13 protein-coding genes are annotated in these 12,242 nt (G+C 67.9%); 4 read left to right on the forward strand and 9 right to left on the reverse strand.

All coding sequences use genetic code 11. The annotated features are described in order from the left end of the window. Positions 1 to 43: 43 nt before the first annotated feature. From ACSFA7_RS09570 to ACSFA7_RS09595, 6 genes are all read right to left on the reverse strand, one after another. Complete coding sequence (locus ACSFA7_RS09570; protein ID WP_435499157.1) at positions 44 to 1,201, reverse strand: ROK family transcriptional regulator; 1,158 nt, start codon at positions 1,199 to 1,201, stop codon at positions 44 to 46. 13 nt (positions 1,202 to 1,214) lie between these two features. Beyond that, positions 1,215 to 2,015 carry an ATP-binding cassette domain-containing protein gene (locus ACSFA7_RS09575; protein ID WP_435499158.1) on the reverse strand — a complete coding sequence of 267 codons (801 nt, stop codon included), beginning with the start codon at positions 2,013 to 2,015 and terminating at the stop codon, positions 1,215 to 1,217. Between the two features lies 1 nt (position 2,016). Beyond that, the gene (locus tag ACSFA7_RS09580) at positions 2,017 to 3,207 is read right to left on the reverse strand and encodes a sugar ABC transporter permease (RefSeq protein WP_435499159.1); all 1,191 of its coding nucleotides are present in this window, start codon (positions 3,205 to 3,207) and stop codon (positions 2,017 to 2,019) included. Between the two features lie 108 nt (positions 3,208 to 3,315). Continuing rightward, entirely contained in the window at positions 3,316 to 4,338 is a 1,023-nt protein-coding gene (gene xylF, locus ACSFA7_RS09585) for a D-xylose ABC transporter substrate-binding protein (protein ID WP_435499160.1), read from the reverse strand. Positions 4,339 to 4,450: 112 nt separating this feature from the next. Then, positions 4,451 to 5,080: a CHAP domain-containing protein gene (locus ACSFA7_RS09590; protein ID WP_435499161.1), complete on the reverse strand. Its 630-nt coding sequence runs from the start codon at positions 5,078 to 5,080 to the stop codon at positions 4,451 to 4,453. Between the two features lie 2 nt (positions 5,081 to 5,082). Continuing rightward, complete coding sequence (locus ACSFA7_RS09595; RefSeq protein WP_435499162.1) at positions 5,083 to 5,544, reverse strand: hypothetical protein; 462 nt, start codon at positions 5,542 to 5,544, stop codon at positions 5,083 to 5,085. Between the two features lie 153 nt (positions 5,545 to 5,697). Here ACSFA7_RS09595 and ACSFA7_RS09600 point away from each other — a divergent pair, with 153 nt between their 5' ends. Together ACSFA7_RS09600 and ACSFA7_RS09605 are read left to right on the forward strand one after the other, a co-directional pair. Further along, positions 5,698 to 6,720 (forward strand): thiamine pyrophosphate-dependent dehydrogenase E1 component subunit alpha, encoded by a 1,023-nt coding sequence (locus tag ACSFA7_RS09600; protein WP_435499558.1) that lies wholly within the window; start codon positions 5,698 to 5,700, stop codon positions 6,718 to 6,720. After that, on the forward strand, positions 6,711 to 7,676 hold the full coding sequence (locus tag ACSFA7_RS09605; protein WP_435499163.1) for an alpha-ketoacid dehydrogenase subunit beta: 966 nt from the start codon (positions 6,711 to 6,713) through the stop codon (positions 7,674 to 7,676). The genes ACSFA7_RS09600 and ACSFA7_RS09605 overlap by 10 nt, the downstream gene beginning before the upstream one ends. A gap of 40 nt (positions 7,677 to 7,716) precedes the next feature. Here the strand turns inward: ACSFA7_RS09605 and ACSFA7_RS09610 are convergent, their stop codons facing one another. Further along, a complete protein-coding gene (locus ACSFA7_RS09610) occupies positions 7,717 to 8,487 on the reverse strand; it encodes an SDR family oxidoreductase (protein ID WP_435499164.1) in 771 nt (256 codons plus the stop codon). 124 nt (positions 8,488 to 8,611) lie between these two features. Between ACSFA7_RS09610 and ACSFA7_RS09615 the strand changes: the two genes are divergently transcribed. After that, positions 8,612 to 9,538, forward strand: coding sequence for a LysR family transcriptional regulator (locus tag ACSFA7_RS09615; RefSeq protein ID WP_435499165.1), 927 nt, complete (start codon positions 8,612 to 8,614; stop codon positions 9,536 to 9,538). 64 nt (positions 9,539 to 9,602) lie between these two features. Further along, positions 9,603 to 10,619, forward strand: a complete 1,017-nt coding sequence (locus ACSFA7_RS09620; protein ID WP_435499166.1) for a Bug family tripartite tricarboxylate transporter substrate binding protein — start codon at positions 9,603 to 9,605, stop codon at positions 10,617 to 10,619. Between the two features lie 9 nt (positions 10,620 to 10,628). Here the strand turns inward: ACSFA7_RS09620 and ACSFA7_RS09625 are convergent, their stop codons facing one another. Together ACSFA7_RS09625 and ACSFA7_RS09630 are read right to left on the reverse strand one after the other, a co-directional pair. Next, the gene (locus tag ACSFA7_RS09625; RefSeq protein WP_206176114.1) at positions 10,629 to 10,952 is read right to left on the reverse strand and encodes a DUF1840 domain-containing protein; all 324 of its coding nucleotides are present in this window, start codon (positions 10,950 to 10,952) and stop codon (positions 10,629 to 10,631) included. A gap of 12 nt (positions 10,953 to 10,964) precedes the next feature. Continuing rightward, on the reverse strand, positions 10,965 to 12,236 hold the full coding sequence (locus ACSFA7_RS09630; protein ID WP_435499167.1) for a class I SAM-dependent methyltransferase: 1,272 nt from the start codon (positions 12,234 to 12,236) through the stop codon (positions 10,965 to 10,967). Positions 12,237 to 12,242: the final 6 nt, after the last annotated feature.

The raw sequence follows: 12,242 nt of genomic DNA on the forward strand, positions 1-12,242 counted from the left end.
GAACGTTAGGGCATCGATCGCGCGGCGCGCGTAGGCCGATGGCTCAGGCCGCAGCGGAAACCTGTGCGGCACGCGCGCGGCGCGTTCTCGCATCGGGTTGCAGCGGCCTTAAGTATTCGTGCAATGCCAGTGCCGCAGCGCCGACCGCGGGTGCGAGCTCCGCATAGCGCGCGATGCGCAGCCCGGGCGCCGGCATGCCCGCGCCGTCCGCATGGTGCTTCACTGCCTCGAACGCGGCCTGCACGAAGCCGCGATGCGCTGCGCATGACTTGCCGCCGAGCACGATCGCGCGCGGATTGAAGGTCACCCACAGGTTCTGCAGCAGCACACCGAAGAAGGCCGCGGCGCGCGGCATGTCCACGCCCTCGCGCTCCAGCGTGCGCGAGCCGAAGAAGGCCTCGGCACAACCGCGCCGGCCACACGAGCACAGCGGACCGTCGAGTTCGAGAATCGTGTGGCCGATCTCGCCCGCCATGCCCTGCGCACCGGTGAAGAGGCGGTCGTTCAGCACCACGCCCGCGCCCACGCCGACATCGCAGCTCACGAAGATCAGCGGATCTTCGCCCTCGCCCGCGGCGAATTCGTATTCGCCGAGCACGGCCGCATCGGCATCGTTCTGCAATTGCACGGTGACGTGGGGCAGGCCCACGGCGGCGAACGACTTTTCGAGCGCGGGCAAGAGGCTCACGTTGCGCCAGCCGAGGTTGGGCGCGAAGCGGACGACGCCGGTGCAATCGTCCACCGCGCCCGGCACGCACACGCCGATGCTCGACAGGCGCAGGCCCAGCGCATCAAGCTGCTTGTGCGCGGCCGAGGCCATGCGCGCCACCTGCGCGCAGACGCCGGCGGGCGATCCGTCGGTGAGCCCGTGGGTATTGGAGTACAGCACCTCGCCCTGCAGCGAGACGCACACGAGCCGCACGGTTTCCACCGCAATCTCCACGCCCATCAGAGCGCGCACGCCGACATTGATCTGCAGCGGCGTCGAGGGCCGGCCGAGCCCGTCGTTCACCGCCGCATCGGATTCCTTGAGCCAGCCTTCATCGAGCAGCTCGCGCACCAGCAGGCTCACGGTGGACTTCGTGAGGCCGCTCTCGGTGGCCAGCCGAGCACGCGAGAGCCCCGGCTGCGCGCGCAGCAACCGCAGCAGCACGCTGCGGTTCATGCGCTTCAAGAGCTGCTGGTCGCCGATGGTCTTCATGTCGCCGAACGGTTCAGGCGGTCACTGCGGCTGTTGCTGCGTGATGCGCCTGCTCTTTGCCCTCGGGACGCTTGCCCGCGATGATCATCCCGAGCACCTCGTCTTCGGTGACGTCTTCGGTGCGGTAGGTGCCCACGAGCTTGCCGTTCTTCATGACCGCGAGGCGGTCGCTCAGCGAGAACACGTCGGGCATGTCATGCGTGATGAGGAAGATGCCCACGCCATCGGCCTTGAGCTGCTTCACGAGGCCGCCGACCATCGCGGTCTCTTCGGGCCCGAGCGCTGCGCACGGCTCGTCCATGATGAGGATGCGCGCATTGAAATACAGCGCGCGCGAGATCGCCACCACCTGCCGCTGGCCACCCGAGAGACGGCGCACCGGCACGCGGATGTTGGTGAAGTTCTTGTTTAGGCGATGGAACACCTTGCGCGCCTGCACTTCCATGAAGTGGTCGTCGAGCGTGTTCCAGCGCGTCATCTTCTCGCGGCCGAGGAAGAGGTTGGAAACGGAGTCGAGGTTGTCGGCGAGCGCGAGCGTCTGGTAGATGGTCTCGATGCCCTGGCCCTGCGCCTCGGCGGGGGTGCGGATGTTGACCTTCTCGCCCGCGATGAGCGTGTCGCCCGAGTCGATGGGGTAGGCGCCCGCGAGCATCTTCATCAGCGTGGACTTGCCCGCGCCGTTGTGGCCGAGCAGCGCGACCACTTCGCCGGGGTAGAGGTTCACGCTCACGCCGTCCACGGCCTTCACGCCGCCGAAGGATTTGCGGATCTCGCGCAGCTCGACGAGGGGTTTGGAGGTGTCGATGTCGGCCATGTCAGTTCTCCCCGAACTTGCGGCGGTACAGCACGTCGAACACCACCGCCACGATCAGCACCTGGCCGATGATGACCATGCGCTTGCCGATGGGCACATCGAGCAGCAGCATGCCGCTGTCGAGCGACTGCATGATGAGCGCGCCCAGCACCGAGCCGAAGATCGAGCCGCTGCCGCCCGCGAGCGCCGTGCCGCCGATGACGGCCGCTGCGATCACGTAGAGCTCCATGCCGGTGCCCAGCGAATTGGTGCCCGCGTTGAGTCGCGCGATCGACACGATGGCCGCGACGGTGACCAGCACCGCCAGCAGCGCGAAGAGCATCAGCGTCACGCGCTTGACCGGAATGCCCACGAGCGCCGCCGCATCGGGGTTGCCGCCCATCGCGAACACATAGCGCCCGAAGCGCGTGCGGTGCACGATGAACGACAGCACGATGGCGACCACTGCCCAGATGAGCACCGGAATCGGAATGCCCTGCGGCTCCGACTTGGACGAGATCTGGTAGTTGTTCATGACCGCTGCGAAGCCGAAGACCACCGCCACCGGCACAGCCGTGATGAGTACGTCGAGCCAGAGCGCCTCGGTCGGCATCTCGTAGCGCTGGCGCGCGCGGCGCTTCTGCACCATGCGCCCGAAGAGCACGAGCGCCACCAACGCCGCGATCACCCAGCTTGCGGTGGTGCCGACGCCGCCGTCATAGCCGCCGCCCAGGCGCTGGAAGAATTCGTCGTTCACGGGTTGCGTCTTGCCGTCGGCCACGAGGAAGGCCGCGCCGCGGAACGACATCAGGCCGCCGAGCGTGACCACGAACGAGGGCACGCCGAGCACGGCCGTGAGCCAGCCCTGATAGATCGACACCAAGAGCGCCACCGCCAGGCCCGCGAGGCAGGCCGTAGGCCACGACCAGCCCGAGGTGTATTGAAGGTACGCGATGAGCACACCGACGAAACCCATCACCGAGCCGACCGACAGGTCGATGTGGCGCGCCACGATGATCAGCACCATCACGGTGGAGACGATGCCCACCACGGCGGTCTGCTGCGCGACGTTGTAGAGATTTTCGGGCGAGAGAAACACGCCGCCCGACATGATGCTGAAGGCCACCGCCATGACGACCAGCAGCACGCACATCAGGATCAGGCGCAGGTCGACGCCCGTGCGGCGCCACCATCCCGGAGTTTCATTGCTCATTTTTTGGATACCCCCGCAAAGCGGATGCGCGACCGCGTTCCGGCCGGGCATCGAGAGCCCGGCCTGACGCTTGCATCGCGCGGATTGACGACTGGCGGTTTGGCTTGCTTACTTGCAGGCCGCGGGTGCGCTGGCAGCCTGGACGCCCTTGCAGAGCTCGTCCTTCTTGATCCAGCCGGCCTTGACGATCACGTCGAGGTTGTCGCGCGTGATCGGCACCGGCGTGAGCAGGCGCGAGGAGAGCGAGATCTTCTTCGCGCCGCCGGCCCATGGCGCGGCCTTCTCGACCGGCTTGCCGCCCGCGAGCGCGACGGCGGCGCTGGCGGCTTCGCGGCCGAGTTCGCGCGAGTCCTTCCAGATGGTGGCGGTCTGCGTGCCGAGCGCCACGCGGTTGAGCGCGGCGAAGTCGGCGTCCTGGCCCGACACCGGCACGCCGCGCAGGCCCTTGGCCGTGAGCGCCGCGACGGCGCCGCCGGCGGTGCCGTCGTTGGCAGCCACCACCGCGTCGACCTTGTTGGCGTTCTTGGTGAGGATCTGCTCCATGTTCTTCTGCGCGACCTCGGGCTTCCAGCCTTCGGTGTACTCGTCGCCGACGATCTTGATGTCGCCCTTCTTGATGGAGGCCTCGAGCACCTCCTGCTGGCCGGCGCGCAGGAAGTCGGCGTTCGGGTCGCTCGGCGAGCCCTTGATGATCACGTAGTTGCCCTTGGGCTTGACCTTGAGCACCTCGCGCGCTTCCATGCGGCCGACCTCGACGTTGTCGAAGGTGATGTAGAAGACGCCGGGCGCTTCGATCAGGCGGTCGTACGCGACGACAGGCACCTTCTGACGCGTGGCCTTGGTGATGGCGGGCAGGATCGCGTCCTTGTCCATCGCGAGCACGATGAGCGCCTTGGCACCCTTGGACATCAGGCCCTCGATGTCGCCCAACTGCTTTTCGGGCGAGCCGCCCGCGTCGGCGCTGATGTACTTGGCGCCGAGCTTTTCGAGCTGCGCCTTGATGGCCGCCTCGTCAGTCTTCCAGCGCTCTTCCTGGAAGTTGGACCAGCTCACGCCGACCACGGTCTGGGCCAGTGCGCTCACGGCGGTGAGGCCGAAGGCCATGGCGGCCAAAGTTTGTTTGAGTTGCATCGGTGTCTCTCCTGCCGTGTAAGAAATTAGTTAGTTTGAAAGGCGAACTAACTATCCCATCTGGTACGCAGGATTGGCATCGGGGAATTCCCGAGCGCCAGAATGCAACGAATCAGTGCGGAGCGGGCGTCGATGAAGGGGCTGCGGCCACCCGGAGCCAGCCCAGTGCGCTGCCCGCCATCTTCCAGCGGCCATCGACGGCCTCCAAGACAAAGCGGGCCCGGCTGCCCGAGAACGGGCCGGGGTTCTGCTGGACGATCTCGACCTCGCGTTCGGTCACGCCCGCAACGATCGCGACGTGGCCGTACGGATTGAAAAGCGTGGGCGGAAAAATGACGAGGTCGTCGACCTGCGGCTTCTCGGCCTCGCCGTTGCGGTACTGCACGAGCCCGCGCTTCGGGTTGAGTGCGCCCTGCGGCGTTTTCGCGTCGAAGAGATCCTTCGCGTTGCCGAAGGCGTCCGGCATGCGGTGGTTGAAGCGCTCGAAATAGTAGCGCTTGACGAACTCCACGCACTGGTACTTGATGCCCAGGTTGTAGCCGTCGCGCGAGAGATTGCGGCCTTCCGAGTTGTTGACGCCGCCGTTGTAGTAGACCTTCACGCCGTTGAACTCGTCGACCACGGCGCCCACCTCCTGGCCGGGGTTGAGGTTGGTGTAAGTCACGACGCGATAGCCGGCGGCGGCCAGCAGCGCGGCGCCCGCCACGGCGAGCAGCAGGGTGCGCAGGCGGATCGTGGCCATGTTCAGCACCCGCACACCTGCACGATCGGCCGGCCCTGCGGCGCGCCGCCATCCACGGAGGCCCGGAGTTCGCCGGCGTAGCAAGAGCCCTCGGACGGCGGATCGGGGTGGTTGGCGCAGGTCGGCGCAAAGGGCACTTCGCGCGAGCGGATGGTGACCACCGCACCGTCGCTGCGGTAGGTGTTGACCCAGTCGCGGCCGATCTTCTTGCTGCGGGCATTCGAGAGCTCGCGTTCACGCCCGTTCAGCACGACGCGCACTTCCTCGGCCGTGCTCGATGCAAGGACCGTGTCGAAGGACGGCGGCACGCCCGAGCGGCCGGCGGGCACCAGCGCGCAGGTGCAACGCTCGCCCTGCAGTGGCACGATGCGCTCGGCCGGCAATGGCGTCAGCAGGGGTGGATGTTGCGGCGATTGAGCGGTGCCCGTTGTTGGCAGAGCCAGCAATGCAGCGAGGGACAGCATGGGGAGAAACGGAAGATGCATGGGCGCCAAGGTTAGCGCCCGACGATAGGGGCGCCGCGCCCGCACGGCCAGTGCCGAAGGTCACTCCCGCGAATGCCTCGCCGCGAGTCCTCGGGCATGATCGCGAGTACAAAAAAAGCACTGGAGACACCGATGGACCCGAGCATTCCCCCCGGCGCCGGCGAGGCGCTGTACCGCACGATGGTGCGCATCCGCGCCTTCGAGAACGCCGCCGAAACTGCAAGCCAGGGCGGCGTGAGCGCCTACGGCCAGCAGGCCGGCGCCGCCGCGAAAGTGCGCGGCCCGCTGCACCTCTCGACCGGACAGGAGGCCGTGCCCGCAGGCGTGTGCGCGCACCTGCGCACAAGCGACTACCTCACCTCTACCCACCGCGGCCACGGCCACACGCTGGCCAAGGGCGCAGACCTCACCCGCATGATGTGCGAGCTCTTCGGCAAGGCCACGGGCTTCAATGGCGGCAAGGGCGGCTCGATGCACATCGCGGATTTCTCGGTCGGCATGCTCGGTGCCAACGGCGTGGTGGCGGCGGGACTGCCGATCGCGGTTGGCGCGGCGCATGCGCAGAAGCTGATGAAGAAAAGTGACGACATCACTGTCTGCTTCTTCGGCGACGGTGCGATCAACCGCGGCCCCTTTCTCGAAGCACTGAACTGGGCGCGCGTGTACGAGTTGCCGGTGCTCTTCGTCTGCGAGGACAACCGTTGGAGCGCGACCACCGCGAGCGGGCCGATGACGGCCGGCGACGGCGCCTCGGCGCGCGCCGCATCGATGGACATCGCGGCCACGCAGGTCGATGGCAACGACGTGTTCGCGGTGCACGAGGCTGCCGCGCGGCTCGTGAATGAAGTGCGCGGCGGCGCCGGGCCGCGCCTGCTGCATGCGCTGACGTACCGCGTGAAAGGGCATGTGTCGGTCGATCTCGCGGCCTACCGCGATCCGACCGAGCTGGCCGCGGCGCTCGAAACCGACCCGATCGCGCGCACGCGCGGCCATCTGCTCTCGACGGGCGTGAGCGCGGCCACGCTCGACGCCATCGAGAACGCGGCGCGCGACGAAGTCGATACCGCGCTGGCCATCGCCGATGCAGCGCCCTGGCCTGATGCGAGCGACGCATTCACCGACGTGCAGACCACTGGAGCGGGCCAATGGCATTGAGCAAGGAACTGAGTTACGCCGAAGCCGCCGTGCTCGCCGTGCAGCGCGAGATGGAAGCCGATGCACGCGTGGTCGTGCTCGGCGAAGACGTGGGCCGCGGCGGCATCTTCGGCCAGTACAAGGGGCTGCAGCAAACCTTCGGCACCGAACGCGTGATCGACACGCCGATCAGCGAGGCCGCGATCATGGGTGCCGGCGTGGGCATGGCACTCGCGGGGCTGCGTCCGGTCGTGGAGATGCGCGTGGTCGACTTCGCGCTCTGCGGCATGGACGAACTGGTGAACCAGGCCGCCAAGAACCGCTTCATGTTCGGCGGCCAGGGCCGCGTGCCGCTGGTGGCGCGGATGCCGGGCGGCATCTGGGACGCGTCGGCCGCGCAGCATTCGCAATCGCTCGAAGCGTGGTTCGCGCACCTGCCGGGCGTGGTGGTGGTGAGCCCTTCGACGCCGCAGGACAACTACGGGCTGCTGCGCGCTGCGCTGCAATGCGGCGACCCGGTGGTCTACATCGAGCACAAGACGCTGTGGGGCCTGCGCGGCGAAGTCGATGAAGACATCGCCGTGCCGCTCGGCAAGGCGGCCCGCGTGCGCGAAGGCAATGCGCTCACCCTCGTGAGCTGGAGCCGGCAGATGCAGGCCTGCGCTGCAGCGTGCGATGCGCTCGCGGCCGAAGGCATTGCGGTGGACCTGGTCGACCTGCGCACGCTGTGGCCGTGGGACCGCGAGACGGTGCTCTCCTCGTGCGCGCGCACCGGGCGATTGCTGGTGGTGCACGAGGCGGTGCAGGCCGCGGGCTTCGGTGCGGAGATCGCGGCCAGCGCCGCGGAGGCTACGGGCTGCCGCATCGCGCGGCTGGGCGCGCCGCGCATTCCGGTCGGCTACTCGCCGGTGCTGGAAGTGCAGTCGCGCGTCGGCGTGGAGGCCATCGTGGCAGGCGCGAAGAAGCTCTTGGGCTGACGCGGCGGGCTCATCGCGCCCGCCGCGTCAGAGCCGGGGATCAGGCCGTGTACCCGCCGTCGACGCTCAGGCTCGCGCCGGTGACGAAACCGCCGTCCGGGCCCACGAGGTAGGCGACCATGCCGGCGATCTCTTCGGCGCGGCCGTGGCGCGGCAGGGCCATGACGTCGTGCATCGAGCTGGCGCGCGGTCCGCTGGCGGGGTTCATGTCGGTATCGACCGGGCCGGGCTGCACGTTGTTCACCGTGATGCCGCGCGCGCCCAGGTCGCGTGCCAGGCCGCGCGTGAGGCCGACGATCGCGGCCTTGCTCATCGCGTAGACGCTGGCGCCGGCCGCCGGCACGCGCTCGGCGTTGATGCTGCCGATGTTGACGATGCGCCCGCCATCGCCCATGTGGCGCGCGGCGGCTTGCGCGGCGACGAACACGGCGCGCACGTTGACGTCCACGGTGCGGTCGAAATCCGCGAGCGAGAAGGTGTCGAGCTCGCCGCCGAGGTAAACACCGGCGTTGTTGACGAGGATGTCCAGCCGGTCGAAGGCGCTCGCGCCCTGCGCGACGGCGGCCGACAGCGCGGCGGCATCGCCGGCGTCGGCGCGGATAGCCAGTGCCCGGCCGCCGGCGGCCTGGACCTCGGCCGCCAGCTTGTCGGCTTCGGCTTGGGCGCTCACATAGGTGAAGGCCACGGCGGCGCCGTCGCGCGCCAGGCGGCGCACGATGGCCGCGCCAATGCCGCGCGAACCGCCGGTGACGAAGGCGGCCTTGCCGGCCAGGACGGGAGAAGAAGAGGAGGTGGAAGCGGTGGAAGCCATGATTTTTTCCGTTGGATCAGTGGAGGAATGACTTCAGTGTCGGGATTCCACTCCCTTCCCGGTAGTCATCAATCAAGGCAATCAAATTCAACCAAAAGTTGAAGATGAGATCGAAAATGGACGCATGGAACCGCTCAATCACCTCGAGTCCTTCGTCCAGAGCGCGGAGGGCGGCAGCTTCTCGGCGGCGGCCCGGCGCCTCGGGCTCACGCCGGCCGCGGTCAGCAAGAATGTGGCGCGGCTCGAGGCGCGGCTGGGCGTGCGCCTCTTCCAGCGCAGCACGCGCCGTCTCACGCTGACCGAGGGCGGGGAGCGCTTCCTCGCGCAGATCGGCGGGCCACTCGCCACGCTGCAGGAAGCGGTGGCGGGCCTGGCCAAGGACGACGGCCAGCCGTCCGGGACCCTGAAAGTGAGCATGGGCCAAGCCTTCGGGCGCGAGTACGTGCTGCCGATGATGGGCGACTTCCTGGCGCGCTATCCGGCCATCCTGCCCGACTGGTACTTCGACAACCAGCAAGTGGACCTGGTCGGCGAGGGCTTCGATGCTGCCATCGGCGGCGGCATCGAGCTGTCGCCCGGCATGGTGGCGCGCGAGCTGTCGCGCATCCACGTGGTGGCGGTCGCCTCGCCGGCCTACCTGGCGGGGCGCGAACTGCCCGGGCAACCCGCCGACCTGGCGCAACTCGACGCGCTGCTGCGGCGCTCCTCGCCCACAGGGCGGTTGCGCAGCTGGACGCTGCAGCATGCGGGCGGTCAACAGGCCACGGTGGAGCTGCCGCGGCCGCGCGCGATCTTCAACGACCCCGAGGCGATCGCGCATGCCGCGCTGATGGGACTGGGCGTGGCCATGCTGCCGATGCCTTTCGTCGAGCGGGGCCTGCGCAGCGGCGAACTGGTGCGGCTGCTGCCCGAATGGCATTTCGACGCAGGCGTGGTGTGGCTCTATTACCCGAGCAAGAAGCTGCTGCCGCCCAAGACGCGCGCGTTCGTCGACTTCGTGCTGGAGCGCTTTCGCAGCGAGCGCTTCGCCGAGCGGATGCAGGTGGCCTGAAAGCGCCGGTTCCCGGGGTTTTCACTCGCGGCGACCGGGATGGTTCACCTGTACAAACACGCGCATGAACTTATCTTTCAAAACGAATCGCCGGGCCGCGCTGACGGCGTCGGCCGCTGCCGCCATCGCCCTGATGGCGCCCGCCGCGTGGGCCCAGGGCACCTGGCCGACCAAGCCCGTGCGCATCGTCGTGCCCTTCGCGGCCGGCGGCACCACCGACATCCTGGCGCGGGCCGTCGCGCCCGAGCTCTCCAAGGCCTTCGGCCAGCAATTCATCGTGGACAACCGCGCGGGCGCGGGCGGCAACGTGGGCGCCGAGATCGTGGCGCGCGCACCGAACGACGGCTACACGCTCCTGATGGGCACGGTGGGCACGCACGGCATCAACCGCGCGCTGTACCCCAAGCTGCCCTTCGACCCGATCAAGGACTTCGTGCCGATCACGCTGGTGGCGGCCGTGCCGAACGTGATGGAGATGAACGCCGACAAAGCCAAGGCGCTGAACATCCACAACGTGCAGGACTTCATCAAGTACGCCAAGGCGAACCCGGGCAAGCTGAACATGGCATCGAGCGGCAGCGGCACCTCGATCCACCTGGCGGGCGAGCTCTTCAAGAGCATGACCGGCACCTTCATGGCGCACATCCCGTACAAGGGCTCGGGCCCGGCGCTGCTCGACATGGTGGGCGGCAATGCCGACGTGATGTTCGACAACCTGCCCTCGTCGATGGCGCAGATCAAGGGCGGCAAGCTCACCGCGCTGGCCGTGACCAGCTCGCAGCGCTCGCCGGCGCTGCCCGACCTTCCGACGGTAGAGGAAGCGGGCGGGCCGACGCTCAAGGGATTCGAGGCGAGCTCATGGTTCGGCCTGCTGGCGCCGGCCGGCACCTCGCCTGAGATCGTGAACCGGATTCAGCAGGAAGTGGCCAAGTCGCTCGGCACGCCCGCCATCAAGGAGAAGATGCTCGCGCAGGGTGCGATCCCGAGCGGCAATTCACCGGCCGACTTCACCAAGCTCATTGCGAGCGAGCATGTGAAGTGGGCGAAAGTCGTCAAGGACTCCGGCGCAAAGGTCGACTGACCGGGACGCTCAGGTCTTCCAGGTCACGTCCTTCTTGTCGGCCAGGGAGTCCTTGAGCATGTGAAGCAGGGGGGCTGCACGCTGGTGCAGTCCTACATGCTGCTTCTCGGCGTCGCTGGTGTGGCCTTCGACGGCGTAGTCGTCGTTGTTGTGGGCATTGCTGCCCTCGCGGGCCAGTGCGGCCTCGAGCGCGGAGATGGCGCCTGGAATCTGCTCGACCGTGACGATGCCTTGCGGCGCGGCCGACTTGCCGATGATGTCGAGCAGTTGGCGCGCGTGCACTTCGAGCATCACGAAATCAGCGGAAGCCCGGGACTGGAACCGATAGAGCATGGTGTTTCTCACTCACTTGTAGATGTAGTCACGGGCAAAAGGGTACACCGATTGCGCGCCGCGCAAGACGTCTGCGCGCCCTACATTGCCGTCAGGCTTTGTCGACAACATCTGGTGCAGGGAGATCCATCCCTGCTCGAAACTCATGGCAGAACCCGCCAGGTACAGGCGGTAGGCGCGCAGTACGCGCTCCGCGTTCTCGCCCTGGCGGCCGCCGCTGCGCTGCAGCACCTCGCGCGCGGTGTCCAGCTGCGCCTCGAGCGCATCCGACCAGGCCCAGAGCGTGCGCGCATAGTGCGGGCGAAGGCTCTCGGTGTCGACCATCTCCAGGCCCGCCGCCGCTGTCTCGCGCAGCACGTGCGTCACGTGCAGCAACTCGCCGCCGGGGAAGATGTACTTCTCGATAAAGTCGCCCATGCCCGCGCCCAGCTGCCGATAGTTCAGCTCACCCGAGGTGATGCCGTGGTTGAGCACCAGGCCGCCCGGCTTGAGCAGCGTGTGGATCTTTCGGAAGTACGTTGGCATGTTGGCCGCGCCTACGTGCTCGAACATGCCCACGGAGGAAATCTTGTCGAACGGCTGGGCGTCCGGCAGCTCGCGATAGTCGCGCAACTCCACGCGAACCCGGCCTTGCAGGCCCCTTTCCTCGATGAGCCGCTGCACATGCGCGTGCTGGTTCCTGGACAGCGTGATGCCAGTGGCGTCCACGCCGTAGTGCTCCGCGGCCCACAGCAGCAGCGCGCCCCAGCCGGAGCCGATGTCCAGGTAGCGCTCGCCCGGCTGCAGCATCAGCTTGCGGCAGATGTGGTCGAGCTTGGCCTCCTGCGCCTCGGCCAGCGTGAGCTCGGGCGTGCGGAAGTAGGCGCATGAATACACGCGGCGCGGATCGAGCCACAGTGCGTAGAAATCGTCGGAAACATCGTAGTGGAACTCGATCTGCGCGGCGTCCTTGCGCAGCGAATGCGAGCCGCGCGACTTGGCGCGGTGCTGCAGCCGGCTCCACCAGCTGGTGTCGGTCTCCGCCGGGTTGCCGGGCAGCATGCCGACGGTAGCGTCGATCAGGTCGCGCATGGCGCCCTCGATCTGCACCTTCCCCTCGACATAGGCCTCCCCGATGGCGCCCACCTGCCGGGCGGCCAGCTTGGCCAGCACCGTCCACTCCTTGAAAGCCAGCGTGACGCGAGCTCCCGCCTGAGCAACGCGCCGGCCATCCGGCAGTTCCAGCGCGATGGGGACAGGCAGCGAAGCCAGCTGCGACTCGATCTTGGGTATCAAGTTTTGCATGGGGCC

It is taken from the genome of Variovorax trehalosi (genome assembly GCF_051216415.1).
Lineage (GTDB): Bacteria > Pseudomonadota > Gammaproteobacteria > Burkholderiales > Burkholderiaceae_C > Variovorax.